This window comes from Serratia sp. SA088, from assembly GCF_049065515.1.
Taxonomy (GTDB): Bacteria; Pseudomonadota; Gammaproteobacteria; order Enterobacterales; family Enterobacteriaceae; genus Serratia; species Serratia nematodiphila.
In genome coordinates this window covers 65,206-92,145 of sequence record NZ_JBAKGW010000012.1, presented here as the reverse complement: position 1 = coordinate 92,145, position 26,940 = coordinate 65,206, and the positions used below count along the sequence as shown (strand labels likewise).

The window sequence follows — 26,940 nt, the reverse complement described above, 5'->3', positions numbered from 1 at the left end:
AGTGGCGTCGGCATGGTGCTGACGCAAGGAGAAAGGCGTTGGAACACAAGAAAGAGTTATCCATGGCGACCATGAAAGACGTCGCCGAAATGGCGGGCGTTTCAACGGCTACCGTATCGCGTGCGCTGATGAACCCGGAAAAGGTGTCAACGCCAACGCGCCAGAAAGTGGAACAGGCCGTGCTGGCCGTGGGTTATTCTCCTCATGCTCTGTCACGCAATATCAAACGCAACGAATCTCGCACCATCCTGGTGATCGTGCCCGACATCTGCGATCCGTTTTTCGCCGATGTGATCCAGGGGATCGAACAGACCGCGGCCCAACAAGGTTATCTGGTTCTGATCGGCGACTGCGCGCAGCAAAATCAGCAAGAGCGCACCTTCGTCAATCTGATCATCACCAAACAGATCGACGGTATGCTGCTGCTGGGCTCCAACCTGCCGTTTGACGCCAGCAAGGAAGAGCAGCGCAACCTGCCGCCGATGGTGATGGCCAACGAGTTTGCCCCTGAGCTGGAACTGCCGACGGTGCACATCGATAACCTGACCGCCGCCTTTGAAGCCGTGCATTATTTGCATCAATTGGGCCACCGGCAGATCGCCTGCGTCGCCGGGCCGGAACAGATGCCGCTGAGCCATTATCGGCTGCAGGGTTACGTTCAAGCGCTACGTCGTAATGGCATTACCGTCGAAAGCAGCTATATTACCCGGGGTGATTTTACCTACGAAGCCGGCGCGCAAGCGCTGACGGCGCTGATGGCTCAGCCGAAACCGCCGACGGCGGTGTTCTGCCACAGCGACGTCATGGCGATCGGCGTGCTGTCCCAGGCGAAGAAAATGGGGCTGCGGGTACCGCAGGATCTGTCGATCGTCGGCTTTGACGACCTCAAGCTGGCGCAGTATTGCGATCCGCCGCTGACCACGGTGGCGCAGCCGCGCTTCCAGATCGGCCAGCAGGCGATGTTGCTGCTGCTGGAGCAGTTGAACGGCCAAACGGTGGCCAGCGGCTCCCGGCTATTGGACAGTGAATTGATTATCAGAGGCAGCACCGCTGCCCCGAAACGCTAGTCAAATATTTTAGGGTTCAGTAACATGACGGACTTATCCTCTCATCAGGACACAGCGGAATAATAGTGGCACAAAAAGACTATGTAAGCCGTGGGCGCGCAGCAGGAGCTAAGCGTAAAACCCCCAGCCGTAAAAAACGCAGTTCTCCGAAGGTTTCCAAAACCGTGCTGGCGTTAGCCGCCGCGTTGCTGGTTGTCTTTGTCGGTGGCCTCTATTTCATTACGCACAACAAGCCGGAAGACGCGCCGTTGTTGCCTGCACACACCACTCGCCCAGGCAACGGCCTGCCGCCGAAGCCGGAAGAGCGCTGGCGCTATATCAAAGAGCTGGAAAACCGGCAGATCGGCGTGCAAACCCCGACCGAACCGACGGCCGGCGGCGAGCTCAATTCCAAAACTCAGCTGACCGCCGAACAGCGGCAGTTGCTGGAACAAATGCAGGCCGACATGCAGCAGCGTCCGACGCAGCTGAATGAAGTGCCGTATAACGATCCGGGCCAGGCCAACGCGCGCAGCAACCGCCAGCAGCAGCAGATGCAACAACCGCAAATGCAGCAGCAGCCGGTACAGCAACAGCAGCAGGTCACTCAGCCACCGCGCAACCCGTTCAACAACGGGGCCACCACCGCGCCGGTGCAGCAGCACCAGCAGCCGAAGCCGGCCACCCAGCAACCGGTGCAGGTGAAACAGCCTGAGCCGAAGCCGCAACCGAAGCCGGAGCCCAAACCGGAAGTGAAACAGGAAACGGCCAAGCAGGACACCAAACCGGAATCGAAACAGAAGTGGATGGTGCAATGCGGTTCGTTCCGCGCCACCGATCAGGCTGAATCCGTACGGGCGCGCCTGGCGTTCGAAGGCATCGAGAGCCGCATCACCGCCGGCGGCGGCTGGAATCGCGTGGTGCTCGGCCCCTACAGCAGCCGCGCCGCAGCGGACAAAACCCTTTCGCGCCTGAAGGGCGTCGGCATGTCGAGTTGCATTCCCCTCTCCGTTGGGGGTTGAAAAGCGTCAATCCCCCCCCATCTATACTCTCAATATGCCTCGTAGCGTCTGCGAAAGCAGGCGCTGCGGGGACTTCTTTCCGTCTTTAACGAGGGTCTGCTCGTGACAACAATTGTAAGCGTACGCCGCAACGGCCAGGTCGTCATCGGTGGTGATGGCCAGGCAACCCTGGGTAATACGGTGATGAAGGGTAACGTCAAGAAAGTGCGTCGCCTGTATAACGACAAAGTGATCGCCGGTTTCGCCGGTGGCACCGCTGACGCCTTCACGCTGTTTGAACTGTTTGAACGCAAACTGGAAATGCATCAAGGCCACCTGGTGAAAGCCGCCGTCGAGCTGGCGAAAGACTGGCGCACCGACCGCATGCTGCGCAAGCTCGAAGCGCTGCTGGCGGTCGCCGATGAAACCGCCTCGCTGATCATCACCGGCAACGGCGATGTGGTGCAGCCGGAAAACGATCTGATCGCCATCGGCTCCGGCGGCCCGTACGCCCAGGCCGCCGCCCGCGCCATGTTGGAAAATACCGAACTGAGCGCCCGCGACATCGTTGAGAAATCCCTCAACATCGCCGGCGACATCTGTATTTACACCAACCATTTCCACACCATTGAAGAATTGCCTTCCAAAGCGTAAGGATCGAATACCATGTCTGAAATGACCCCGCGCGAGATCGTCAGCGAACTGGACAGCTATATCATTGGCCAAAACAAGGCCAAACGCGCTGTCGCCATTGCCCTGCGCAACCGCTGGCGCCGGATGCAGCTCAACGAGATGCTGCGTCACGAAGTGACCCCGAAAAACATTCTGATGATCGGCCCGACCGGCGTCGGTAAAACCGAAATCGCCCGCCGTCTGGCGAAGCTGGCCAACGCGCCGTTCATCAAGGTTGAAGCCACCAAGTTCACCGAAGTGGGCTATGTGGGCAAAGAAGTGGACTCCATCATCCGCGATCTAACCGATGCCGCCATCAAAATGGTGCGCATGCAGTCGATCGAGAAAAACCGCACCCGCGCCGAAGAGTTGGCCGAAGAGCGCATTCTCGACGTGCTGATCCCGCCGGCCAAAAACAACTGGGGCCAGCCGGAAGAAAATCAGGAACCGTCCGCCGCCCGCCAGGCATTCCGCAAGAAACTGCGCGAAGGCCAGCTGGATGACAAAGAGATCGAAATCGATCTGGCCGCCGCGCCGATGGGCGTGGAAATCATGGCGCCTCCGGGCATGGAAGAGATGACCAACCAGCTGCAGTCGATGTTCCAGAACCTCGGTGGCCAGAAGCAAAAACCGCGCAAGCTGAAGATCAAAGAAGCCTTCAAGCTGCTGGTGGAAGAAGAAGCCGCCAAGCTGGTGAATCCGGAAGAGCTGAAAGAGCAGGCGATCGAAGCGGTTGAGCAGCACGGCATCGTGTTTATCGATGAGATCGACAAAATCTGTAAGCGCGGCGGCCAAAGCTCCGGCCCGGATGTCTCGCGCGAAGGCGTGCAGCGCGATCTGCTGCCGCTGGTGGAAGGCTGCACCGTGTCCACCAAGCACGGCATGGTGAAGACCGACCACATCCTGTTCATCGCTTCCGGCGCGTTCCAGACCGCCAATCCGTCGGATCTGATCCCGGAACTGCAGGGCCGCCTGCCGATCCGCGTTGAGCTGCAGGCGCTGACCACCGAAGACTTCGAGCGCATCCTGACCGAGCCGAGCGCGTCGCTGACCGAGCAGTACAAAGCGCTGATGGGCACCGAAGGCGTCAACATCGAGTTCACCGCCGACGGCATCCGCCGCATCGCCGAAGCCGCGTGGCAGGTCAACGAAAGCACCGAGAACATCGGCGCGCGTCGTCTGCACACCGTGCTGGAGCGTCTGATGGAAGATATTTCCTACGATGCGAGTGAAATTAATGGCCAATCCATTACAATTGATGCGGATTACGTGCGCAGTCATCTGGATGAACTGGTGGCGGATGAAGATTTGAGTCGTTTTATCCTATAATCGCTCAATCATTGTCTTGTCAGTCATCTGTGTGGGAGGCATTGCCTCCCACAATTATTTCTAACGGACACCGCAACTTACTGACAGAAGCGAAACATGAGCTCATCAACCTCCACCACCCCGATTTCCGCCTGGCTCGAAAGTCTACGCCCCCGCACCCTGCCGTTGGCCTTTGCCTCCATCGTGGTCGGCTCGGCGATCGCCGCCTGGCACGGCAGCCTGAAACCTGAAGTGGCGCTGCTGGCGCTGGTGACCGCCGGTCTGCTGCAGATCCTCTCCAACCTGGCGAATGACTACGGCGATGCGGTCAAAGGCAGCGACAAAGAAGATCGCATCGGGCCGTTGCGCGGCATGCAAAAGGGCATGATCACCCAGGCGCAGATGAAACGGGCGCTGGTGGTGACGGTGGTGCTGATCGCCATAGCCGGTTGTTCGCTGATCGCCGTCGCCTGCGAGCAACCCAGCGACGTGGTGGGTTTCCTGGTGCTGGGCGGGCTGTCCATCGTGGCGGCCATCACCTATACCGTCGGCAACAAGCCCTACGGGTATTTGGGGCTGGGCGATATCTCGGTGTTGGTATTCTTCGGCTGGCTGAGCGTGGCCGGCACCTACTATCTGCAGACGCACACCTTCGACAGCGTCGTGATGCTGCCCGCCACCGCCTGCGGCCTGCTGGCGACGGCGGTGCTCAACATCAACAATCTGCGCGATATCGAAAGCGATCGCGAAAACGGCAAGAATACGCTGGCGGTGCGTCTCGGCCCGCACAAGGCGCGCATTTACCACGCCCTGCTGCTCGGCGGCGCGGTGCTGTGTTTCGCGCTGTTCACGCTGTTCAACCTCCACAGCCCATGGGGTTGGCTGTTCGTGCTGGCGATCCCGCTGCTGGCGCGCCACGGCCTGCGCGTGCTGCGCGATCCTACGCCGGTCGGTATGCGGCCGATGCTGGAGCATATGGTCAAGGCGGCGTTGCTGGCCAATCTGCTGTTCGCCATCGGCGTGGCGCTCAGTTAAAAACTGATGATTTTGCCAACAGGGCGAATAAAGGGATATACTGAACATTCCTGCGGCAAACAGACGTAAAATCCTATGAAATACGATACTTCCGAACTTTGCGACATCTATCATGAAGAGGTGAACGTTGTTGAACCTCTGTTCTCCAATTTTGGCGGGCGTACTTCATTTGGCGGGCAGATCACCACGGTGAAATGCTTTGAGGATAACGGCCTGTTATTCGATCTGCTTGAAGAAAACGGCCGCGGCCGCGTGCTGTTGGTCGACGGCGGCGGTTCGGTACGCCGGGCGCTGATCAACGCCGAACTGGCGCGCCTGGCCGCCCAGAACGAATGGGAAGGCATCGTGGTGTACGGCGCGGTGCGCCAGGTGGACGATCTGGAAGAGCTCGACATCGGCATTCAGGCGATGGCGGCGATCCCGGCGGGTGCCGTAAGCGAAGGCGTGGGCGAAAGCGATATCCGCGTCAACTTCGGTGGCGTCACCTTCTTCTCAGGCGACCACCTGTATGCCGACAACACCGGCATCATCCTCTCCGAAGACCCGCTCGACATCGAGTGATTTTCGGACATGAAAAAGGGCGCCTCAGGCGCCCTTTTCGTTGCTGCATGGCGTAAGGAATCAAACCTCTTCCATTTTGCCCAGCAGCGCGCGCAGGCGATCTTGCCATACGTGCTGTTCTTCTTTCAGCTGTTGGTTTTCACGCACCAACGCTTCGTGGTTGCCGGAGGCAGCCTGAACTTCCTGCGACAGAGAGTTGTTTTTGTCTTTCAGCTCTTCAATTTCCATCTGCAACAAGGTGATGGTATCAATCGCCTGCTGTACTTTTGCTTCCAGTTTCTCAAATACTTCAAATGACATGCTTCAGTCCCCTCATGATAGCAAGGCGTACATCTATAAGTAGCGGCCGCAACGTCGGCTGCAGCTACTGCGAATATTGCATCGCGCTCAGTGACGCGCGCCGTTACGAAAGGCGCGCCGGTCTCGATTCGTTAAAAACGATTGTAAGTAGCCAGTCTCCGCCTGTCTAGCAACATACCGGATCATCGCGCAGTCTGTTGCAATTTTCCTGCCCCCGCCATCAGCAAAAACTGAAAATCCCCATCGCCGCCGCCGCGAGTTGTTAACGCCCCTCGCTAAACCACTGGTCAGATCACACTTTTATGGCTCAGAAAGAACACTAAACGACGCGAAATCGCTCAATTTTATGACGCGCCACACACATTTTGATTTCGCTATTTCTCGTTTATGTTCGTTAACGATAAATTTACATCACGTCCTCATTCAATAATTGGACGAGATGAAAAAACTGTGCCCATAGGTCAGATGTATACCTGGCTGAGCCTATAAACCAACAACCGCCGTTTTGCAGGACACCAACATTATGAGCCAAACCACCAGTCCGACATTAAAAGGCCAGTGCATCGCCGAGTTCCTCGGCACGGCGCTGCTGATCTTCTTTGGCGTAGGCTGCGTTGCCGCGCTGAAACTGGCGGGCGCCAGCTTCGGCCAGTGGGAAATCAGCATCATTTGGGGCCTGGGCGTCGCCATGGCCATCTATCTGACCGCCGCCATTTCCGGTGCGCATCTCAACCCGGCGGTCACCCTCGCCCTGTGGCTGTTCGCCTGCTTCGACGGGCGCAAAGTGGTGCCTTATATCATTGCGCAGGTCGCCGGCGCCTTCTGCGCCGCGGCCTTGGTCTACGGACTGTACTATAACCTGTTCTTCGACTTCGAAGCGGCCCACCACATGGTGCGCGGCAGCAACGAAAGCCTCGAACTGGCCGGCATCTTCTCGACTTACCCTAACGCGCACATCTCCGTCGGCCAGGCCTTCCTGGTAGAAATGGTGATCGCTGCAATCCTGATGTGCCTGATCCTGGCGCTGACCGACGACGGCAACGGCATTCCGCGCGGCCCGCTGGCGCCGCTGCTGATCGGTATTCTGATTGCCGTGATCGGCGCCTCCATGGGACCATTGACCGGCTTTGCGTTGAACCCGGCGCGTGACTTCGGGCCGAAACTGTTCGCCTACCTGGCCGGCTGGGGCAAAGTCGCCTTCACCGGCGCACGCGACATCCCGTACTTCCTGGTGCCGATCTTCGCCCCTATCGTCGGCTGTGGCCTGGGCGCTTTCGGTTACCGCGCGCTGATTGGCCGCCACCTGCCGTGCGACGTCTGCGTGACGGAAGAAGAGCCCGACGCCAAGACCCAACAGCGTAAAGCGTGATGGGTGCAGTTTTACACGGTTAACAACAGCAGGATAATTACCATGACTGTAGAAAAAAAATACATTGTCGCACTCGACCAAGGGACCACCAGCTCACGCGCCGTCGTGCTCGATCACGACGCCAACATCGTTGCGGTATCGCAGCGCGAATTCCCGCAGATCTACCCAAAAGCCGGCTGGGTTGAGCACGACCCGATGGAGATCTGGGCGTCGCAAAGCTCGACGCTGGTAGAAGTGCTGGCGAAGGCCGACATCAGTTCCGATCAGATCGCCGGCATCGGCATCACCAACCAGCGCGAAACCACCATCGTCTGGGAAAAAGAGACCGGCAAGCCGATTTACAACGCCATCGTTTGGCAGTGCCGCCGCACCGCCGACATCTGCGAGAAGCTCAAGCGCGACGGCCTGGAAGAGTACATCCGTCACAACACCGGCCTGGTGGTTGACCCGTACTTCTCCGGCACCAAGGTGAAGTGGATCCTGGACAACGTCGAAGGCGCCCGCGAGCGCGCCAAGCGCGGCGAACTGCTGTTCGGCACCGTGGATACCTGGCTGGTGTGGAAAATGACCCAGGGGCGCGTACACGTCACCGATTACACCAACGCCTCACGCACCATGATGTTCAACATCCACGAACTGGACTGGGACGAGCGCATGCTGGAAGTGCTGGATATCCCGCGCGCCATGCTGCCGAAAGTCCGCCCGTCCTCCGAAGTGTACGGCCAGACCAACATCGGCGGTAAGGGCGGCACGCGTATTCCTATCGCCGGTATCGCCGGTGACCAGCAGGCGGCATTGTACGGCCAGCTGTGCGTTCAACCGGGCATGGCGAAGAACACCTACGGCACCGGCTGCTTCCTGCTGATGAACACCGGCAAAGAAGCGGTGCGTTCGAAAAACGGTCTGCTGACCACCATCGCCTGCGGCCCACGCGGCGAAGTGAACTATGCGCTGGAAGGCGCGGTGTTCATCGGCGGTGCGTCTATCCAGTGGCTGCGCGACGAGCTGAAACTGATCAGCGACGCCGCCGACTCCGAATATTTCGCCACCAAGGTGAAAGACAGCAACGGCGTCTATGTGGTGCCGGCCTTCACCGGCCTGGGCGCGCCCTACTGGGATCCGTATGCCCGCGGCGCCATCTTCGGCCTGACCCGTGGTGCCAACAGCAACCACATCATCCGCGCCACGCTGGAATCCATCGCCTTCCAGACCCGTGACGTGCTGGACGCCATGCAGGCCGACGCCAACACCCGCCTGCAATCGCTGCGCGTGGACGGCGGCGCGGTCGCCAACAACTTCCTGATGCAGTTCCAGTCAGATATTCTCGGCACCCGCGTAGAACGCCCTGAAGTGCGTGAATCGACGGCGCTGGGCGCGGCGTTCCTGGCGGGCCTGGCCATCGGCTACTGGAACGATCTGGATGAAGTGAAGAGCAAAGCGGTGGTTGAGCGTGAATTCCGCCCAAGCATCGAAACCACCGAACGCAACTACCGCTACAGCGGCTGGAAAAAAGCGGTGGCTCGCGCTCAGGCATGGGAAGATCACGAGTAATCCCGAAGCTGCCGTTTCGCCAACAAGCGCTGCCTGCGGGCGGCGCTTTTTTTTGCCCCGCCCTGCCGCCACCGCGCTGTGATAGACTTTGTCGATATTTTCCTCCCTTTCTCACAGACAGGTTTGCCATGAAACGTGAATTAGCCATCGAATTCTCCCGCGTTACCGAAGCCGCCGCGCTGGCGGGCTACAAATGGCTGGGGCGCGGCGACAAGAACGCCGCCGACGGCGCGGCGGTCCACGCCATGCGCATCATGCTCAACAAAGTGGATATCGATGGGCGCATCGTGATCGGCGAAGGCGAGATCGACGAAGCGCCGATGTTGTATATCGGCGAGCAGGTCGGTACCGGCCAGGGCGACGCGGTCGACATCGCGGTCGATCCGATCGAAGGCACCCGCATGACCGCCATGGGCCAGTCCAATGCGCTGGCGGTATTGGCGGTGGGCGATCGCGGCACCTTCCTGCACGCGCCGGACATGTACATGGAGAAGCTGGTGGTCGGCCCGGCGGCGCGCGGCGCCATCGATCTCAACCGGCCATTGGCAGAAAACCTGCAGAACGTCGCCGAACGACTGGGCAAACCGCTGTCGCAGCTGACGGTGATCGTATTGGCCAAACCGCGCCACGACGGCGTCATCGCGCAGATGCAGCAATTGGGCGTGCGAGTATTCGCCATTCCTGACGGCGACGTAGCGGCCTCCATTCTCACCTGCATGCCGGAAAGCGAGGTCGATGTGATGTACGGCATCGGCGGCGCGCCGGAAGGGGTGATCTCAGCTGCGGTGATCCGCGCGCTGGACGGTGACATGCAGGCGCGTTTGCTGCCGCGTCATGAGGTGAAAGGCGACAGCGCCGAAAACCGCCGCATCGGCGAACAGGAGTTGGCCCGCTGCCGGGAGATGGGTATCGAAGCCGGCCAGACGCTGCGTCTGGATCAGATGGCGCGCAACGACAACGTGATCTTCTCCGCCACCGGCATCACCAAGGGCGATCTGCTGGAAGGCATCAGCCGCCAGGGCAACATGGCCACCACCGAAACGTTGCTGATCCGCGGCAAGTCGCGCACCATCCGCCGTATTCGTTCGACCCACTATCTGGATCGCAAAGACCCGGCGCTGCACGAGTTTCTGCTGTAACGAAACAGGGCGCCGAATGGCGCCCTGATGATTGATGACAAACCTCATGCCCTTGCCGTGTTGGCAGAGAACAGCGAATAAAAAACAAGGAAAATCAATTTATTGATTTTCGGCTGATAACCACAAAGGGGAGAAAAACCCCGCTTTTTCTCCCCTTTGTCAACGGTATGAGGGCGCCGAATGGCGCCCTGTCGTTATGCGGTATGCCCCTGATGCTGCATACGATTGGACAGCGGCCACCAGCACAGCAGGATCAGCAGCGCCATCGCGAACATCAGCAAGCCGAGGCTGAACTGCCCGGTTTGCGGCAACATGGCGGACAGCCAGGTCGCCAGACCGGACCCCATGTTCTGCATCCCGCCCACCAGTGCGCCCGCCGCGCCGGCCAGGTAAGGGAACGGCTCCATCGCCCCGGTGGTCGCCAGCGGGAACAGCATGCCGGCGCCGAAGAAGAACAGCGCGGCCGGCACGATCAGCGTCCAGATGTTCATCACGCCGAACCAGCCCGGGATCCACATCATCGCCCCCGCCAGCAGGCAGCTAATCACCGAATGCCACATCAGCGTGTGGAAGGTCTTGCCGTCGCGCCCGGCGTACCAGGCGCCGAAAAACGCCGCCGGGATCGGCAGAATGAACAGGATGCTGACGGTCAGCCCACTCAGCCCCAACACGCCGCCCATCAACACGCCGCAGCTGGCCTCGAATACCGCAATCCCCGCCAGCGCGCCGATCAGCATCACCAGATAGCAGCTGAAGGTGCTGTCACCCAGCAGCTGGCGGAAACTGGCCAGCATGCGACGTTTTTCCGTTTGCACCGGGCGGGTTTCCGGCAGCCAGCGGAACATGGCGAAGGCGACGCAGGCGCACAGCGCCAGCAGGAAGGCGTAGCAGGCGCGCCAACCGAACACCATCGCCAAAGCGCCACCGATCACCGGCGCCAGCAGCGGGCTGACCAAAATCCCCATGTTCAACAGGCTGTTGGCGTAGCGCAGTGCGGTGCCGGCATACAGATCGCGCGGCATGGTGCGCGCCATCACGCCCGCCACGCCGGTGCCCATGCCCTGAATCGCGCTGGCGGCGACCAGCATCGTCAGGTTGGTGGACAGCAGTGCGCCCAGCGCACCGACCAGGAAGATCATCATGCCGGTCAGGATCACCGGGCGGCGCCCGATCCGATCCGATATCGGCCCGTAAATCAGCTGGGAGAAACCGTAGGTCAGCAGATACGCCGCCATCACCCGTTGCACGGCGCCGGTGCGAACCGACAGATCGTGGGCGATATCAGCAATAACGGGAACATAAATGGTTTGCGCCATCTGGCCGACGGCGACCAACAGGATAAGCATCACCAACAGGTGAAAATTCTCTAGTTTTCTCATTATCTTCGTTAACGTTTCAACTCGTCACAGCGTCCCGGTATGGCCGTTGCAGCAGCCAGAACGGCGAGCAGCCCTCTATGGCGGCATAAACTAATCAAATCTGATTTTTTTAGCGAGTTTCAGGCAGATATTGATCCAGGTCACACTGGCAGCAAACCCGACCAGGCTCGTAAATTAAACTGTACGTCTAACGCTTTGGAGTTAAAAATAGCGCCCTTGCAGTAGCCGCGCTTTAGCATTTAATCGATAATTATTTTCATCAACTTGAAATAAAATAACACCATAGGGATTTGGTTCATGAAAACACCTGAGCTGATTTTATTGCAGTTAAAGGCTCTCGGCCCGCACTCGGCCAAAATGCTGGCGGAGCGTCTGGACATCACGCCGATGGGCATCCGACAACATCTGCAATCCCTGGAAAAACGTGAGTTGGTTTGTTACGAAGAAGCGCGCAGCAAGGTCGGCCGCCCGACGCGCTACTGGTCGCTGACAGCGCGAGGGCACGCTTTTGCGGCCGCCGATCAGGAACGGCTGCGGGTATCCGCGCTGCGGCTGTTTGGCGGCGCCGGCGTGGAACCGTTGCTGAACGCGCGCGAAGAGCAGCTTTATCTGCGTTATGCCGAAGAGCTGTCTGCCGAGCGCAGCCACCAAGAGCGGTTAGCCCGATTGGTGCGTCTGCGGCAACATGATGGTTACATGGCCGAATTGCTCGATCATCCGCACGGTGCGCTGTTGGTGGAAAACCACTGTCCGATCGGCGTGGCCGGTTCCAACTGCAGCAGCCTGTGCAATTCCGAGCTGCAGCTGTTTCACCGCCTGTTCGGCAACGACTATCGGATAGAGCGCACCACGCACGCCATTTCCGGCTCACGACATTGTGCTTATTTGATTCGACCACGGGAGCTTTAGAGTATGGCTGAATGGGTAAACGGCAAGGTTACGCAGGTAAAACAATGGACCGACGGGCTGTTCAGCCTGGTGGTCAATGCCCCCATCGATCCTTTCACCGCCGGGCAATTCGCCAAACTGGCGCTGGAGATCGACGGCGAACGAGTGCAACGCGCCTACTCCTACGTCAATGCCCCCGATGACGCCAACCTGGAGTTCTATCTGGTGACGGTGCCGGAAGGCAAACTGAGCCCGCGCCTCAATCAGCTGCGGCCAGGGTCGGATGTCATGGTGACCAAAGAAGCCGCCGGCTTCTTCGTGCTGGATGAGGTGCCCGACTGCGACACGCTGTGGATGCTGGCGACCGGCACCGCCATCGGCCCCTATTTATCGATTCTGCAGCAAGGTGTCGGCCTGGAACGCTTTAACAACCTGGTGCTGGTGCACGCCGCGCGTTTCGCGCGCGATCTGAGCTACCTGCCGCTGATGCAGCAACTGCAGCAACGCTACAACGGCAAGCTGCGCATCCAGACCGTCGTCAGCCGTGAAGAAACACCCGGCTCACTGACCGGCCGCGTGCCGGCGCTGATCGAGGACGGCCGGCTGGAAGCGGCGATCGGCTTGACCATCGACGCCGAAACCAGCCACGTGATGCTGTGCGGCAACCCGCAGATGGTGCGGGACACCCAGCAAACGCTGAAAGACCACCGCCAAATGCGCAAGCACCTGCGCCGCAAACCGGGCCACATCACCAGCGAGCACTACTGGTAACCCGAGGATCAGCGGAACTTCACCGGTTCGGCTTCCGGGCCGAACCGATTGTCTCCCGGCGTGCCGACGAAGGCGCCCAGATCGATAGTCATCATCACGATAATCAGCGTCGGGATGAAACGCCCGACGCCCCATTGCCAGATCGGCGCCAGCATTTGCCAGTTGCCCGCCGCCAGCATCCACGCCAGGATCAGCAGCAACGCCCACCAGCCGGCCTTGTTGCGATCGTGCAGACGTTTGACCAGCACCGCCGCCGTCGGCCACAGCAGCGCCACGATAAAGAAGGCGATGGATTGGATGGCGATCAATTGATAATTGGCCAGCGTAAACGCCGCCGCCATTAGCGCCAACCACAGCCCCATCCAGATCCAGAAGTCGCGCCGCCCGATGCGGCCCTTAAAAGAAAAACACCACTGTTGTAACGTCATCGATTCCTGCGCTCTAAGCCTGCCCATATTCTGCGACGCAGTGTAACATAGGCGCTGCCGGGCCGAGTTTTCCGCCTTGCATAACGCGGCGCGCCGCACAGCTTTCTCGTCAGCGAACCGATAATGGCGTGGGATCTTTGACAAGGCCCGCGAGTTATCGCTTTAATCGGAGCCATCTTTGTCCTTGATGCCATACGCCATGCTGAGAAAAACCCTCGCCATCGCCTGCCTGCTGCAGGCCGCCGCCAGCGCCTGGGCCGAACCGCCCGCCGCCGAAGCGAAACCGACCGCGCCTTACCTGCTGGCCGGGGCGCCGACCTTCGATCTGACGGTGGTCAAATTCCGCGAGAAATACAATCGCGACAACCCGAAGCTGCCGATTGGCGAATTCCGTGCCATTCCCGCCGCCGAAGACGATTCGCCGCTGCTGACGCGCGCCGCCAGCAAACTCAACGAAAACCTGTATGCCTCCACCGCGCTGGAGAAAGGCACCGGAAAAATCAAAACGTTGCAGATCACGCATCTGCCGCTGCAGCAGGCCAATGAAGAAAAAGCCGCGCGCGCCATCGCCATCAACTACATGGCGGCGCTGATGCGCCAGTTCGAACCGGCATTGACGGTGGAACAGAGCCAGAACAAGGTGAACAGCCTGCTGGAAAAAGGCAAAGGATCGCGCTTTTACCAACAGCAGGTCGGCGCCATTCGCTATGTCGTCTCGGACAACGGCGATAAAGGCGTAACCTTCGCGGTTGAACCGATTAAGCTGGCGCTTTCCGAGCCGTAACGGCGCGGCATTTAATGACGAAAAGCAAAGCCTTCGCGCTTAATGATCTCTATACTGTTGGGCAGGTAAACTGCCGGTCCGGCAGTTGTCATTTCGACTCTCGCGTTCCCTAGTTGGAGGAAAAAACATGCGTCATCCATTAGTTATGGGTAACTGGAAGCTTAACGGCAGCACTCACATGGTCAACGAACTGATCGCCGGTCTGCGCAATGAGCTGAGTAGCGTTGACGGCTGTGGCGTCGCCATCGCCCCGCCGGTGATGTATCTGGATCAGGCCAAGCACGCGCTGGCCGGCAGCCGCATCGCGCTGGGCGCGCAGAACGTGGACGTTAACCTGTCCGGCGCCTTCACCGGTGAAGTTTCCGCCAACATGCTGAAAGACGTCGGCGCTCAGTACATCATCATCGGCCACTCCGAGCGTCGCACCTACCACAAAGAAAGCGACGAAGTGATCGCCGAGAAATTCGCCGTGCTGAAAGAAGCCGGTCTGATCCCGGTGCTGTGCATCGGTGAAACCGAAGCGGAAAACGCCGCGGGCAAAACCGAAGAAGTGTGCGCGCGCCAGATCGACGCCGTGCTGAAAACGCTGGGCGCACCGGCGATGAAAGGCACCGTGATCGCCTATGAGCCGGTCTGGGCCATCGGTACCGGCAAATCCGCCACCCCTGCGCAGGCGCAGGCCGTGCACAAATTTATCCGCGATCACATCGCCAAGCACGATGCCGCGGTTGCCGCTGAAATCATCATCCAGTACGGCGGTTCGGTGAACGACAAGAACGCCGCAGAGCTGTTCTCCCAGCCGGACATCGATGGCGCGCTGGTTGGCGGCGCCTCGCTGAAAGCCGACGCTTTCGCCGTGATCGTCAAAGCCGCTGCCGCAGCGAAAAAAGCCTGATTGCCTTAGGCTTGCCATAAAAAAACCCCGGCTTGCCGGGGTTTTTTATTGCCGTTTAAACGGCATCAGCGTTTGCTGATTTCGTCGAATACGCCGCCGGTGGCGAAGTGCACCTTCTGCGCTTCGGTCCAACCGCCGAAGGTGTCATCCACGGTGAACAGCTTCAGCTGCGGGAACTGCCCGGCGAACTTGGCCGCCACCGCCGCATCGCGCGGGCGGTAATAGTGCTGTGCCGCGATAGTCTGCCCTTCCGGCGAATACAGATATTTCAGGTAGGCGGTCGCCACCTCGCGGGTACCGCGTTTGTCGACCACCTTATCCACCACCGACACCGTCGGTTCGGCCAGGATCGATTCGCTCGGGGTGATAATCTCGAACTTGTCTTTGCCCAGCTCTTTCTCCGCCAGCAGCGCTTCGTTTTCCCAGGCGATCAGCACGTCGCCGATGCCGCGCTCAACGAAGGTGTTGGTCGAGCCGCGCGCGCCGGAATCCAGCACCTCGACGTTCTTGTACAGGTTTTTGACGAAGTCCTGCGCCTTGGCCTTATCATTGTTGTTGTGATGCAACGCGTAGCCCCAGGCGGCCAGGTAGTTCCAGCGGGCGCCGCCGGAAGTTTTCGGGTTTGGTGTGATCACCGACACGCCCGGCTTGATCAAATCAGGCCAGTCATGAATCTGTTTCGGGTTGCCTTTGCGCACCAGGAAGACGATGGTCGAGGTGTAAGGCGCCGAATTGTCCGGCAGGCGTTTGATCCAGTCTTTCTCGATGCGCCCGCGTTCGGCGATAGCGTCGACGTCATAGGCTAACGCCAGCGTCACCACGTCGGCCTCGATGCCGTTGATCACCGACGTCGCCTGCTTGCCGGAGCCGCCGTGCGACTGGCGCACCGTCACCTTGTCGCCGGTTTCCGCCTGGTAGTGCTTGCTGAATGCCGTGTTGTAAGCCTGATAGAACTCACGCGTCGGATCGTATGACACGTTCAGCAACTGAATATCCTTCGCCATGGCGCCGGACGCCAACAGCACCAATGTCAGACCTACACCCCATTTACGCATCGACAGGCTCTCCCAGAAAATTAAGCGCAACCTCAATCGGTTGATTTAGCATCAGAGCCTGCCAGAAACTTTCCCGGCAACTAAAGAATAAAAAATTTTGGGATAGATGATTCTGGAATATGTCACCGGCGAGCATAAAAAAGCCCCCGGGAGCGGAGGCTTTTTTGTCGTGCGCTGAGTGGCGTATCAGTACAGCTTTTTCGCCGTTTCCAGCCAGTCGCCCTTGAACGGACGCTTCATGTTTTCGATCGCGTCGATGATGTCGTGGTGCACCATTTTTTCGTTCTGGATACCGACGCAGCGGCCGCCGTAACCCTGCAGCAGCAGTTCGATGGCGTAGGCGCCCATGCGCGAGGCCAGGATGCGGTCATAGGCGACCGGCGAACCGCCGCGCTGAATGTGGCCCAGCACGGTGGCGCGGGTTTCACGCTTGGTTTCCTGCTCGATGTGGCGCGCCAGCTCATCGATGTCGCAGATGTGCTCGGTGATCGCCACGATGGCGTGTTTTTTGCCTTTGGCGATGCCGGCCTTGATTTCGCACACCAGATCTTCGCGGTTGAATTCGATTTCAGGCAGCACGATAAATTCGCAGCCGCCGGCAATCGCCGCCGCCAGCGTCAGATCGCCGCAGTAACGGCCCATCACTTCCACGATGGAGATACGCTGGTGCGACGAGGAGGTATCGCGCAGGCGGTCGATCGCTTCCACCACGGTTTCCAGCGCGGTGAAGTAACCGATGGTGTAGTCGGTGCCGGCGACATCGTTATCGATGGTGCCCGGCAGACCGATGCACGGGAAGCCTTCTTCCGTCAGGCGTTTGGCGCCCATGTAGGAACCGTCGCCGCCGATCACCACCAGCGCGTCGATGCCGCGATTCTTCAGGTTTTCAATCGCCTTGGCGCGCACGTTTTCATCCCTGAATTCCGGGAAGCGGGCCGAACCGAGGAAGGTGCCGCCACGGTTGATCATGTCGGACACGCTATAGCGATCCAGCTGCTCCATGCGATCTTCGTACAAGCCAAGGTAGCCATCGTAAATACCAAAAACTTCCAGACCTTCTGAAAGCGCAGAACGCACAACGCCGCGGATTGCAGCGTTCATACCCGGCGAATCACCGCCGCTCGTCAGTACACCGATTTTCTTGATCATGACTACCTCTGAACTGTGTAGATGCAATTTCTTAAGAATTCTGTCTCCGCCGATCGTCTTGAAACCTCTCCGGCTGCAGAAAACCAGCTTTACGGCTTATTGCTGGATATTATATCAAAAACACCCAGCTGAATTGATTCAAGTCACGCAATATAACGGTTAAAACACCGCATGGCACGCTGAGCTAACTCAGATATTCATGATAATACGTTGCGCTATGCCTCTATATGATTATAGCTCCCAATGCCCCTGCCTACCCGGCGGCACCACGGAGCACGGATCCAGGTGAATGATGACGTCCGCCCCCGTAAAACGTTGCCGCAGCGCCTGTTCCACCTGATCGGCCAAGCGGTGCGCCTCGCGCAGCGGCAGCGTGTCCTCCATCTCCAGATGCAGCTGGATGAAACGCGTCGGCCCCGACTGACGCGTGCGCAGATCGTGTGCGCCTTTCACGCCGGGCCAGGAGGAAACCACGGCGATAATCGCCTGGCGCTCGTCATCCGGCAACGCCCGATCCAACAGCGACTGCACCGCTTCGTAGCCCATGCGCAGCGCGCTATAGAGGATGTAAACGCCGATGCCCAGCGCAAACAGCGCATCCGCCCGCTGGAAGCCGTACCAGCTTAGCCCAAGAGCGATAAGAATAGCACCATTCATCATGACATCTGACTGATAATGCAGCATATCTGCGCGCACGGCCTGGCTGCGCGTTTTTCTGACCACCCAGCGTTGATAGGTGACCAGCATCAGAGTGCTGACTAACGCGATCACCGTCACGACGACCCCAACGCCGGGATCGCGCAGCGTTTGCGGCGCATACAGATGCTGGAAGCCGGTGAGAAACAGAAACAGGGCGGAACCGGAAATAAACATGCTTTGCGCCAGCGCCGCCAGCGATTCCGCTTTGCCGTGGCCGAAGGTGTGCTCGGCATCGGCCGGCTGCAGCGAATAGCGCACCACTAGCAGGTTGGTCAGCGAGGCGGCGATATCGACCAGCGAATCCACCAGCGCCGCCAGCAGGCTGACAGAACCGGTCTGGTACCAGGCGACGATTTTGATCAGCAACAGCGACGACGCCAGCGCGGTAGCGGCCAACGCAGCGGACTTTACCAGGCGTGCATAGCGCTGTTCCATTGAGGGATCCCGGTCAAAAGGTATGGCGCTCAATATAGCGAAATGTCGGATAAAAAAAACCCCGCCATCATGGCGGGGAAGACAGGGATGGTGTCTATGGCAAGGAAAAACAGGGGACTACTCAGTCGTACTTCACTTCTGGGCAGAAGCTTGCTGCAAACCAGAAATTTGTTGCTCCATCTGCTGCATGCGCTGCTGATGTTTCTGGTCTAAAACACTTTTTTGCTCTGGCGTCAGCAGGTTATACATTTGGTTGCGCACCCGGGCCATTTCGACCTGGCGCTTGACCTGCTGTTGGGCCATCTTTTCCGCCTGGGCATACACGGCGGCTTCGTCAAATTTCTCTGCGGTCACCAGTTTATGCATGGCTTCCATTTCAGCTACATTGACACCTGGCAGATCGTGCCGGGCCTGGCGCATCAAATCGCGCATTTGCTGGCGCTGCTGTTCGCTGAGGCTGACACCGTCGAACATATGGTGCTGGCCGGGTATTCGGGTCATCGCGTCGTTGCCGGGAGGTTGGGCTGTGTCCGGTATAGTGTCGGCAGCGAAGGCAGCGGTCGAACCAATTGCCAGCAGTGATGCCATAACTAATGCGGTCACCTTACGCATTTCAACTCCTCAAGCTTTCTCACTTTGCGAATCAACGAGGAGCAGTGTACCGCCGCACCTGAAAACCTGCGTCAGTGCATGTAAAACTACGTAAAGTCATGGAATGGCAACAGTTGATGACGTATTTTGCGTCTGGAGGTAAATCATAATGAACAAGATTCTGTTAGTTGACGACGACCGCGAGTTGACCTCGCTGTTAAAAGAACTGCTTGAAATGGAAGGTTTTAATATCGTCGTCGCGCACGATGGCGAGCAGGCGTTGTCGCTGCTGGACAGCTCCGTCGATCTGCTGCTGCTCGACATCATGATGCCGAAGAAAAACGGCATCGATACGCTGAAAGAACTGCGCCAACATCACCAGACGCCGGTCATCATGCTGACCGCGCGCGGCAGCGAACTGGACCGCGTGTTGGGCCTGGAGCTGGGCGCCGATGATTACCTGCCGAAACCCTTCAACGATCGCGAACTGGTCGCGCGCATTCGCGCCATTCTGCGCCGTTCCAACTGGAGCGAACAGCAGCAGCAGGTCGACAGCGGCGCCCCGACGCTGGATGTCGATGGCCTGCAGCTGAACCCCGGCCGCCAGGAGGCCAGCTTCGACGGCCAGGTGCTGGATCTGACCGGCACCGAGTTCACCTTACTGTATCTGCTGGCGCAACATCTCGGCCAGGTGGTGTCGCGCGAACTGCTGAGCCAGGAAGTGCTGGGCAAACGCCTGACTCCGTTCGATCGCGCCATCGACATGCATATCTCCAACCTGCGGCGTAAGCTGCCGGATCGCAAAGACGGGCATCCGTGGTTCAAAACCCTGCGCGGGCGTGGTTATTTGATGGTATCTGCAACATGATCAACAGTTTGACGGCACGCATCTTCGCCATTTTCTGGTTCACGTTAGCCCTGGTGCTAATGCTGGTGCTGATGGTGCCCAAGCTCGACTCCCGCCAAATGACCTCGCTGCTCGACAGCGAGCAGCGGCAGGGGTTGATGCTGGAACAGCACGTCGAGGCCGAGTTGCAAAACGATCCGGCCAACGATCTAATGTGGTGGCGCCGCCTGTTCCGCGCCATCGACAAATGGGCGCCGCCGGGCCAACGCCTGCTGCTGGTCACCAGCGAAGGTCGGGTGATCGGCGCGCAGCGCAATGAAATGCAGATCGTCCGCAACTTCATCGGCCAATCCGACAATTCGGATCATCCGAAGAAGAAAAAGTACGGCCGCGTCGAACTGGTCGGGCCGTTCGCGGTGCGCGACGGCGAAGACAACTACCAGCTGTACCTGATCCGCCCCGCCAACAGCCCGCAATCCGATTTCATCAACCTGATGTTCGACCGGCCGCTGCTGCTGCTGATCGTCACCATGCTGATCAGCGCCCCGCTGCTGCTGTGGCTGGCCTGGAGCCTGGCGAAACCGGCGCGCAAGCTGAAGAACGCCGCCGATGACGTGGCGCGCGGCAACCTGAAACAGCATCCGGAACTGGAGGCCGGCCCGCAGGAATTTCTGGCCACCGGCGCCAGCTTCAACCAGATGGTCAGCGCGCTGGAACGCATGATGAACGCCCAGCAACGCTTGATCTCGGACATCTCGCACGAGCTGCGCACGCCGCTGACTCGCCTGCAGCTGGCCACCGCGCTGATGCGCCGCCGCCACGGCGAAGGCCACGAGCTGGCGCGCATCGAAACCGAAGCGCAACGGCTGGATTCGATGATCAACGATCTGCTGGCGCTGTCGCGCGGGCAGCAGAAGGGCGAGCTGGCGCGCGAGCAGTTGAAGGCCAACGAACTGTGGGCCGACGTGCTGGATAACGCCCGTTTCGAAGCCGAACAGATGGGCAAGCAGCTGGAGATCGCTGCGCCGCCCGGTCCGTGGACGCTGTTCGGCAACGCGAGCGCGCTGGACAGCGCGTTGGAAAACATCGTGCGCAACGCCCTGCGTTATTCGCACACCCGCATCGCCGTGGCGTTCAGCGCCGACAATCAGGGCGTGACTATCCAGGTTGACGACGACGGCCCCGGCGTCAGCGCCGAAGACCGCGAGCAGATCTTCCGTCCGTTCTACCGCACCGATGAGGCGCGCGACCGTGAGTCCGGCGGCACCGGCCTTGGCCTGGCTATCGTCGAGGCGGCGGTCAATCAGCATCGCGGCTGGGTGAAGGCCGAAGACAGCCCGCTTGGCGGTCTGCGGCTGGTGCTGTGGCTGCCGCTGCATCATCAACGCCTATCGTCTAAGACAGAACAGTAAGAGTTTGCTATCCTGCGCCCCTCGTTCACGAGGGGCCTGCAACATGCTGAACATCGTTTTATTTGAACCCGAAATTCCACCCAATACCGGCAATATCATCCGCCTGTGCGCCAATACCGGCTTTAATCTGCACCTGATCGAACCGCTGGGTTTCCCGTGGGACGACAAACGCCTGCGCCGCGCCGGGCTGGACTATCATGAGTTCACCCGCGTCAGCCGCCATGCCGATTACGCCGCCTTTCTCGCCGCCGAAAACCCGCAGCGGCTGTTTGCCCTCACCACCAAGGGCACGCCAGCGCACAGCGCCGTCAGCTACCAGGCCGGCGACTACCTGCTGTTCGGCCCGGAAACGCGCGGGTTGCCTGCCGACATCCTCGATGCGCTGCCCGCGCAGCAAAAAATCCGCATCCCGATGCAGGCGCAAAGCCGCAGCATGAACCTGTCGAATGCCGTATCGGTGGTGGTGTATGAAGCCTGGCGGCAGCTGGGCTATGCCGGTGCACTGATCAAGGCGTAATCCGCGACGTCGCGCCATACTGGAAGAGTCATCCTTTCCAGGCACGGCATATGGCTTTCGTCGCAGAGATTGTCACCCAGCTTCGCCGGCTCGAACCGGCGCTGAACGAGGCGCTGTTGCGGCTGCAACAGGCGCAAGACAGCGAAGCGCTGCACGACTTGCGCGTCTGTCTGCGCCGTATTCGCAGCCTGCTGCGCCCGTTACGCGGCTGCCCCGGCGCAACCCGGCTCGATCGGGCCGCCGCCGAATTGGGCAGGCTCACGACGCCGCTGCGCGATCTCGAGGTGCTGATCGCCGAACTGGCGCGCCATCGCCTCGATTGGCAGGCTAACGTGCGCCAGAGCGAATTTCAGGCCCGCTACCGTCAACTGCTCACCCATCCGCAGCTCATCGGCTTTCCCTCGCTTTTGCACGCCTGGCCGCGCCGCTTTCGCCGCAGCGCGCAACGCGTCGCCAAACACCGCCTGAATAAACACCTGCAGCGCCAACAACGGCAATTGCGCCGGGCATTGGCCGATACCGGCTACGATCGCCACCGCCTGCGGCTGCTGATAAAACGCCTGCGTTACGCGGCTGAAGCCTATCCGCAGCGCCTTCCCCTCTCCCCCGCCGCGATGGCGAGCCTGAAAGCGGCGCAGAACGCCCTCGGTGATTGGCACGACCGGGAGGTTTGGTGCCTGCAAGCCGAACATCAGGCGGATCTCTGGCCCTTGTTGCCCCGGTGGCAAGCTGAGCAACGCCAGGCGCTGGTCAGCGCGGACGCCTTGCTCGCCGCCTTATCACCGGCACTGGCGGCGAAAACCGGCGGCGCATCACGATCCTGAAAAAAGGCCGCAGCAGGGCACGCCCGGCCCCGAAAAAGCCCGATGAGGCGCAGATAATGCGCTATGTTTTGTAAGGGTAATCACCACTCATCATAGGAAACCATATGAAGAAACAACGTTTGAGCGTTGCCATGGCGGTTCTGGCGGCGGGCCTGTTGCTGGCGGGCTGCTCGTCCAAAGTCACCCAAACGAATCAATATTCGGGGTTCCTGCCGGACTACAGCAAGCTGCAGGAAACCAGCTCGCCAAGCGGCCATAAAACGCTGCGTTGGATCGATCCCACCTTTAAAGAGTCGAATTATCGCGGCGTGTATGTCGCTCCCGTGGTTTATTACCCGGCGGCTAAACCCACCGCCCGCGTCAGCCAACAAACGCTGGACAAAATTAGAAACTATACCGACCAAAGCGTGAGAAAAGCGGTGGCCGAGCGCACTACCGTTTTGAATAACCCGACAGGTTCCCGCGTGCTGTTGGCCAAAGTCGCGATTACCGCCGTGTCTGCCGAAGATGAGGATATGAAATTCTATGAAGTGGTGCCGGTAGCGGCCGTGGTGGCCAGCACCATGGCCGCCACTGGCCACCGGACGCAAAACACCACGCTGTTCCTGGAAGCGCAGTTGATCGATCAGGATAGCGGTAAAACGGTGCTGGAAGTGGTGCGCAAGAGTTACGGCAAAACCGTCAACAACGACAGTGCGCCAGTCACGGAACAAGAAGTTAAAGCGGCGATCGATGACATGGTCAACGACATCGTCACGTTCCCGAAACAGGGCTGACCACCGCCTGAAAAACACAGGGGGAGCCGAAGCTCCCCCTGAATGAACCCGCAACCACGGCTTAGATGCCGTCGCCATACTCGAAGCCGTGGTTAGTGCCGTTGAAGTATTGGTCCATATCCATCGACGGCGTATCGCTCTCCGGCCGCCCGACGATGCGCGCCGGCACGCCGGCGGCGGTGGTGTGCGGCGGTATCGCCTGCAAGACCACCGAGCCCGCGCCGATCTTCGCGCCCTTGCCCACTTCGATATTGCCGAGAATTTTGGCGCCTGCGCCAATCATCACCCCTTCACGGATTTTTGGGTGACGGTCGCCGCTGGTTTTACCGGTACCGCCCAGGGTGACCGACTGCAGGATAGAAACGTTGTTCTCCACCACCGCCGTTTCACCGATCACGATGCCGGTGGCGTGGTCGAGCATGATGCCGCAACCGATGGTCGCCGCCGGATGGATGTCCACGCCAAAGGCGACGGAAATTTGATTTTGCAGGTAGATAGCCAGCGCCTGCCGCCCTTGCTGCCACAGCCAGTGACCGATGCGGTAAGCCTGCAGCGCATGGAACCCCTTCAGGTAAAGCAGCGGCGTGGAGTATTTATCGACCGCCGGGTCGCGCAGGCGCACCGCGAGGATATCGCGCGCCGCCGAAACGATCATCTGGTTATCAGACTTGTAGGCCTCTTCCACCACCTCACGCACCGCGATGGCGGGCATGATCGGCGTGGCCAGCTTGTTGGCCAGCATATAGCTGAGCGCGCTGCCCAGGTTCTCGTGCTTGAGCAACGTCGCATGGAAAAAGCTGGCCAGCATCGGTTCACAATCAGCCAGTGCTCGCGCTTCTGATTTAATGCTGTTCCAGACCTGTTCCAACTCTTCTGACGACATCACATACCCCTTTACCTTGCCAAACGGGCCGCTTCACACGGTAGCGCGAAGCGGCCCAGGTCATTTGCGGGGTCAGCATTCCGCTGCCCCGACATATCGTTTTATGTCACGCGCTGGGTTTTTCGTCCTTTCGGGCTCGCCCCAGCAGGCTCAGCGCCGCTTCGCGGGCGTCCTTGTGGCAGTAAAGCACCTGATAAATCTGTTCGGTGATCGGCATTTCCACACCGTGCCGCTGCGCCAACGCCAACACCTCTTTGGTATTGCGATAGCCCTCGACCACCTGACCGATACTGTCCTGCGCTTCCTGCACGCCTTTACCCTGCCCCAGCATAATGCCGAAGCGACGGTTGCGCGACTGGTTGTCCGTGCAGGTTAGCACCAGATCCCCCAGCCCCGCCATGCCCATGAACGTCGAAGGATCGGCGCCCAGCGCAGACCCCAGACGGCTCATTTCCGCCAGCCCGCGCGTAATCAACGCGGTACGGGCATTGGCGCCGAAACCGATGCCGTCGGACATGCCGGCGCCGATGGCGATCACATTCTTCACTGCGCCGCCAAGCTGCACACCGATGAAGTCGGGATTGCTGTAGACGCGGAAGCTCTTGCCGCAGTGCAGCAGCTGTTGCAGATCGTCGGCGAACTGCGCATCGGTCGCCGCCAGCGCGATCGCCGTCGGCAGGCCGGCGGCCAGCTCTTTGGCGAACGTCGGCCCGGAGAGCACCGCCAGCGGGATCGTCTCGCCCAGCGCCTCACGCGCCACGTCCTGCAGCAACCGGCCGGTTTCCGCTTCCAACCCCTTGGTGGCCCACACGATGCGGGCATCCGGGCGCAGATGCGGCTTCAGTTGGCGCAGCACGTCGCCGAACACGTGGCTCGGCACCACCACCAGCACGTCGCGGCTGGCGGCCAGCGCACGCGCCAAATCGGCTTCGAGCAGCAGGGTATCGGGGAAGGGAACATCGGGCAGAAACGCCTGATTGCAGCGATCGCGCTGCAACGTTTGAATTTGCGCGGGGTTGTGCCCCCACAGCACCACGGTGTGGCCGTTACGCGCCAGCGTGATGGCCAATGCGGTGCCGTACGAGCCGGCACCGATGACAGTCATTGAAGCATTGACGGTGTTCATCAGGCATCCTGATGTGGTGCGGCACCTTCGCCTTCCGCCTGCTGCTGCAGATAGTTCATGAACAGCGCGTCAAAGTTGACCGGTGCCAGGTTCAGCTGCGGGAAGGTGCCGCGGGAAACCAGGCTGGTGATGCACTCGCGCGCATACGGGAACAGGATGTTCGGGCAGTATGCGCCCAGGCAATGCGCCAGCTGCGTGCCTTCGATGCCTGCTACCGAGAAGATGCCCGCCTGCTGCACTTCGCACAGGAACGCCGTCTCTTCGCCCAGGGTCGCCGTCACGGTTACGCGCAGTACCACTTCATACACTTCGTCAGCCAGCTGGCTGGACGCGGTATCCAGATCAAGTTTAACTTCCGGCTGCCATTCCTGCTGGAAAACCTGCGGCGCGTTCGGCGCTTCGAAGGAGATATCCTTGGTATAGATACGTTGGATCTGGAAAGCCATTTCGGTGCTGTTTTGTTCTGACATGTGAGTAATACCCTTGGTTAAACGTCCTTATTGACACTCGGTGAACCGGCAAGCTGCTTAAAGCAGCGGATCCAGGCCGCCGCGAGCATCGAGTTCATATAAATCATCGCAGCCGCCGATATGCCGGCCGTCGATGAAAATCTGCGGCACGGTGGTGCGCCCGCTGCGCTCGATCATCACTTCGCGCTTGGCGCTATCGCCGTCGATGGCGATCTCGTTAAACGCCGCGCCCTTGCTGTTCAGCAGCGCCTTGGCGCGATGGCAGAACGGGCAAGTCGCTTTGGTGTAGATATCAATGTTAGCCATGGATTGCCACCTCAAATAGGTTAAACGGTTACTTACCGCGCACCAGCGGCAGGTTTTCTCCGCTCCAGCCGGCAATGCCGTCTTTCAGCATCGTCACCTTTTCAAAACCGGCCTTGCTCAGGTTCTCCGCCGGCTCGCGGGAGGCGGTGCCGTTAGCGCACACGACGATGATCGGCTGCGCTTTGTGTTTTTCCAGCTCGCCCAGGCTGCCGTTTTTGATTTCGCTGGCGGTCAGGTTGATGGCGTTGGCCAGGTGACCACGGCGGAAATCGTCGCGGCTGCGGGTGTCGACCACCACGGCTTCTTCTTTGTTGATCAAGCGAATAGCTTCACCGCGGGCGATCTCTTTGACCTTGGAGAAACGGCTTTTGAAGGTCATGACGATCACGGCGACCAGCAGAGCGATCCAAGCCAGGCTCAGAATAGGGTGTCTGCTTACGAATGGCATAATTTCTTGCAGCATGGGGTGTAACAACTCCCGTCAGTTAAGGGATAAATAAGTCAAGGTTCCAGAGTATACCTGCCGAGTGCGGCAAATACAGCCAATAAGCAAGCGCGATTGTAGAAACTGCGGGCTGCGCTGAGAAATTCCCGACGTCAGAGCATAAAAGCCCGCGCGATTCGCCGCAACCTTGATCTCTTTGGGCTATTTATCGCCGGCGGCGGTGTAAAATCAGCCGGTTTTTCGAGGGCGAATAGCCATGCTTGCGGCGGGCGCATGGC

30 protein-coding genes are annotated in these 26,940 nt (G+C 59.7%); 18 read left to right on the top strand and 12 right to left on the bottom strand.

Annotated elements, in window-relative coordinates; translation table 11 throughout:
- Nucleotides 1-38 precede the first annotated feature (38 nt).
- The 6 genes from cytR to rraA all read left to right on the top strand — a co-directional run bounded on the left by cytR (nt 39) and on the right by rraA (nt 5,623).
- Nucleotides 39-1,067, top strand: coding sequence for a DNA-binding transcriptional regulator CytR (gene cytR, locus ACOWVD_RS23375; RefSeq protein ID WP_004931082.1), 1,029 nt, complete (start codon nt 39-41; stop codon nt 1,065-1,067).
- A gap of 65 nt (nt 1,068-1,132) precedes the next feature.
- Nucleotides 1,133-2,068 (top strand): cell division protein FtsN, encoded by a 936-nt coding sequence (gene ftsN, locus ACOWVD_RS23370; RefSeq protein WP_197800727.1) that lies wholly within the window; start codon nt 1,133-1,135, stop codon nt 2,066-2,068.
- Between the two features lie 102 nt (nt 2,069-2,170).
- Nucleotides 2,171-2,701, top strand: coding sequence for an ATP-dependent protease subunit HslV (gene hslV / locus ACOWVD_RS23365; RefSeq protein ID WP_004931085.1), 531 nt, complete (start codon nt 2,171-2,173; stop codon nt 2,699-2,701).
- Between the two features lie 12 nt (nt 2,702-2,713).
- Nucleotides 2,714-4,048 carry an HslU--HslV peptidase ATPase subunit gene (hslU, locus tag ACOWVD_RS23360; protein WP_004931086.1) on the top strand — a complete coding sequence of 445 codons (1,335 nt, stop codon included), beginning with the start codon at nt 2,714-2,716 and terminating at the stop codon, nt 4,046-4,048.
- Nucleotides 4,049-4,144: 96 nt separating this feature from the next.
- On the top strand, nt 4,145-5,062 hold the full coding sequence (locus ACOWVD_RS23355; RefSeq protein ID WP_164095855.1) for a 1,4-dihydroxy-2-naphthoate polyprenyltransferase: 918 nt from the start codon (nt 4,145-4,147) through the stop codon (nt 5,060-5,062).
- A gap of 75 nt (nt 5,063-5,137) precedes the next feature.
- Nucleotides 5,138-5,623: a ribonuclease E activity regulator RraA gene (rraA, locus tag ACOWVD_RS23350; RefSeq protein WP_004931090.1), complete on the top strand. Its 486-nt coding sequence runs from the start codon at nt 5,138-5,140 to the stop codon at nt 5,621-5,623.
- 60 nt (nt 5,624-5,683) lie between these two features.
- On the opposite strand, the gene zapB is transcribed toward rraA, so the two are convergent.
- A complete protein-coding gene (gene zapB, locus ACOWVD_RS23345) occupies nt 5,684-5,923 on the bottom strand; it encodes a septal ring assembly protein ZapB (RefSeq protein ID WP_004931092.1) in 240 nt (79 codons plus the stop codon).
- A gap of 523 nt (nt 5,924-6,446) precedes the next feature.
- Here zapB and ACOWVD_RS23340 point away from each other — a divergent pair.
- From ACOWVD_RS23340 to glpX, 3 genes are all read left to right on the top strand, one after another.
- Nucleotides 6,447-7,292, top strand: a complete 846-nt coding sequence (locus ACOWVD_RS23340) for an MIP/aquaporin family protein (RefSeq protein ID WP_015379417.1) — start codon at nt 6,447-6,449, stop codon at nt 7,290-7,292.
- A 42-nt stretch (nt 7,293-7,334) separates the two neighbouring features.
- Nucleotides 7,335-8,843: a glycerol kinase GlpK gene (gene glpK, locus ACOWVD_RS23335; RefSeq protein WP_049240816.1), complete on the top strand. Its 1,509-nt coding sequence runs from the start codon at nt 7,335-7,337 to the stop codon at nt 8,841-8,843.
- Nucleotides 8,844-8,971: 128 nt separating this feature from the next.
- Complete coding sequence (gene glpX, locus ACOWVD_RS23330) at nt 8,972-9,982, top strand: class II fructose-bisphosphatase (protein ID WP_049240818.1); 1,011 nt, start codon at nt 8,972-8,974, stop codon at nt 9,980-9,982.
- A 194-nt stretch (nt 9,983-10,176) separates the two neighbouring features.
- Here glpX and emrD read toward each other — a convergent pair whose 3' ends face one another.
- The gene (gene emrD / locus ACOWVD_RS23325; RefSeq protein ID WP_004931102.1) at nt 10,177-11,361 is read right to left on the bottom strand and encodes a multidrug efflux MFS transporter EmrD; all 1,185 of its coding nucleotides are present in this window, start codon (nt 11,359-11,361) and stop codon (nt 10,177-10,179) included.
- Nucleotides 11,362-11,658: 297 nt separating this feature from the next.
- On the opposite strand from emrD, the gene ACOWVD_RS23320 reads away from it, so the two are divergent.
- On the top strand, nt 11,659-12,270 hold the full coding sequence (locus ACOWVD_RS23320; protein ID WP_049240820.1) for a helix-turn-helix transcriptional regulator: 612 nt from the start codon (nt 11,659-11,661) through the stop codon (nt 12,268-12,270).
- 3 nt (nt 12,271-12,273) lie between these two features.
- The gene (gene fpr / locus ACOWVD_RS23315; RefSeq protein ID WP_004931107.1) at nt 12,274-13,020 is read left to right on the top strand and encodes a ferredoxin--NADP(+) reductase; all 747 of its coding nucleotides are present in this window, start codon (nt 12,274-12,276) and stop codon (nt 13,018-13,020) included.
- An 8-nt stretch (nt 13,021-13,028) separates the two neighbouring features.
- On the opposite strand, the gene ACOWVD_RS23310 is transcribed toward fpr, so the two are convergent.
- Nucleotides 13,029-13,448 (bottom strand): DUF805 domain-containing protein, encoded by a 420-nt coding sequence (locus tag ACOWVD_RS23310; protein ID WP_049240821.1) that lies wholly within the window; start codon nt 13,446-13,448, stop codon nt 13,029-13,031.
- 199 nt (nt 13,449-13,647) lie between these two features.
- Here ACOWVD_RS23310 and ACOWVD_RS23305 point away from each other — a divergent pair, with 199 nt between their 5' ends.
- Nucleotides 13,648-14,232, top strand: coding sequence for a DUF1454 family protein (locus tag ACOWVD_RS23305; RefSeq protein WP_021504458.1), 585 nt, complete (start codon nt 13,648-13,650; stop codon nt 14,230-14,232).
- A gap of 127 nt (nt 14,233-14,359) precedes the next feature.
- A complete protein-coding gene (gene tpiA, locus ACOWVD_RS23300; RefSeq protein WP_004931113.1) occupies nt 14,360-15,127 on the top strand; it encodes a triose-phosphate isomerase in 768 nt (255 codons plus the stop codon).
- Nucleotides 15,128-15,192: 65 nt separating this feature from the next.
- On the opposite strand, the gene ACOWVD_RS23295 is transcribed toward tpiA, so the two are convergent.
- The 4 genes from ACOWVD_RS23295 to cpxP form a co-directional block, all read right to left on the bottom strand.
- The gene (locus ACOWVD_RS23295) at nt 15,193-16,182 is read right to left on the bottom strand and encodes a sulfate ABC transporter substrate-binding protein (RefSeq protein WP_015379419.1); all 990 of its coding nucleotides are present in this window, start codon (nt 16,180-16,182) and stop codon (nt 15,193-15,195) included.
- 186 nt (nt 16,183-16,368) lie between these two features.
- The gene (gene pfkA / locus ACOWVD_RS23290; RefSeq protein ID WP_004931116.1) at nt 16,369-17,331 is read right to left on the bottom strand and encodes a 6-phosphofructokinase; all 963 of its coding nucleotides are present in this window, start codon (nt 17,329-17,331) and stop codon (nt 16,369-16,371) included.
- Between the two features lie 231 nt (nt 17,332-17,562).
- Entirely contained in the window at nt 17,563-18,465 is a 903-nt protein-coding gene (gene fieF, locus ACOWVD_RS23285; RefSeq protein ID WP_421105793.1) for a CDF family cation-efflux transporter FieF, read from the bottom strand.
- A gap of 132 nt (nt 18,466-18,597) precedes the next feature.
- Entirely contained in the window at nt 18,598-19,077 is a 480-nt protein-coding gene (gene cpxP / locus ACOWVD_RS23280) for a cell-envelope stress modulator CpxP (RefSeq protein WP_004931122.1), read from the bottom strand.
- 148 nt (nt 19,078-19,225) lie between these two features.
- Between cpxP and cpxR the strand changes: the two genes are divergently transcribed.
- The 5 genes from cpxR (at nt 19,226) to ACOWVD_RS23255 (ending at nt 23,432) form a co-directional block, all read left to right on the top strand.
- Complete coding sequence (gene cpxR / locus ACOWVD_RS23275) at nt 19,226-19,924, top strand: envelope stress response regulator transcription factor CpxR (RefSeq protein ID WP_004931124.1); 699 nt, start codon at nt 19,226-19,228, stop codon at nt 19,922-19,924.
- Nucleotides 19,921-21,315 carry an envelope stress sensor histidine kinase CpxA gene (gene cpxA / locus ACOWVD_RS23270; protein ID WP_015379421.1) on the top strand — a complete coding sequence of 465 codons (1,395 nt, stop codon included), beginning with the start codon at nt 19,921-19,923 and terminating at the stop codon, nt 21,313-21,315. The genes cpxR and cpxA overlap by 4 nt, the downstream gene beginning before the upstream one ends.
- A gap of 43 nt (nt 21,316-21,358) precedes the next feature.
- Nucleotides 21,359-21,832 carry a tRNA (uridine(34)/cytosine(34)/5-carboxymethylaminomethyluridine(34)-2'-O)-methyltransferase TrmL gene (gene trmL / locus ACOWVD_RS23265; RefSeq protein ID WP_015379422.1) on the top strand — a complete coding sequence of 158 codons (474 nt, stop codon included), beginning with the start codon at nt 21,359-21,361 and terminating at the stop codon, nt 21,830-21,832.
- 50 nt (nt 21,833-21,882) lie between these two features.
- Nucleotides 21,883-22,656, top strand: coding sequence for a CHAD domain-containing protein (locus tag ACOWVD_RS23260; protein ID WP_015379423.1), 774 nt, complete (start codon nt 21,883-21,885; stop codon nt 22,654-22,656).
- Between the two features lie 104 nt (nt 22,657-22,760).
- Nucleotides 22,761-23,432, top strand: coding sequence for a DUF3313 domain-containing protein (locus ACOWVD_RS23255; RefSeq protein ID WP_004931134.1), 672 nt, complete (start codon nt 22,761-22,763; stop codon nt 23,430-23,432).
- A 61-nt stretch (nt 23,433-23,493) separates the two neighbouring features.
- Here ACOWVD_RS23255 and cysE read toward each other — a convergent pair whose 3' ends face one another.
- The 5 genes from cysE to ACOWVD_RS23230 all read right to left on the bottom strand — a co-directional run bounded on the left by cysE (nt 23,494) and on the right by ACOWVD_RS23230 (nt 26,680).
- Nucleotides 23,494-24,315 carry a serine O-acetyltransferase gene (gene cysE, locus ACOWVD_RS23250; protein ID WP_004931135.1) on the bottom strand — a complete coding sequence of 274 codons (822 nt, stop codon included), beginning with the start codon at nt 24,313-24,315 and terminating at the stop codon, nt 23,494-23,496.
- 106 nt (nt 24,316-24,421) lie between these two features.
- Entirely contained in the window at nt 24,422-25,441 is a 1,020-nt protein-coding gene (gene gpsA, locus ACOWVD_RS23245; RefSeq protein WP_033631338.1) for an NAD(P)H-dependent glycerol-3-phosphate dehydrogenase, read from the bottom strand.
- The gene (gene secB, locus ACOWVD_RS23240; RefSeq protein ID WP_004931139.1) at nt 25,441-25,911 is read right to left on the bottom strand and encodes a protein-export chaperone SecB; all 471 of its coding nucleotides are present in this window, start codon (nt 25,909-25,911) and stop codon (nt 25,441-25,443) included. The genes gpsA and secB overlap by 1 nt, the downstream gene beginning before the upstream one ends.
- Nucleotides 25,912-25,968: 57 nt before the next feature.
- A complete protein-coding gene (grxC, locus tag ACOWVD_RS23235; RefSeq protein ID WP_019452217.1) occupies nt 25,969-26,217 on the bottom strand; it encodes a glutaredoxin 3 in 249 nt (82 codons plus the stop codon).
- A 28-nt stretch (nt 26,218-26,245) separates the two neighbouring features.
- Complete coding sequence (locus tag ACOWVD_RS23230; RefSeq protein ID WP_015379424.1) at nt 26,246-26,680, bottom strand: rhodanese-like domain-containing protein; 435 nt, start codon at nt 26,678-26,680, stop codon at nt 26,246-26,248.
- Nucleotides 26,681-26,940: the final 260 nt, after the last annotated feature.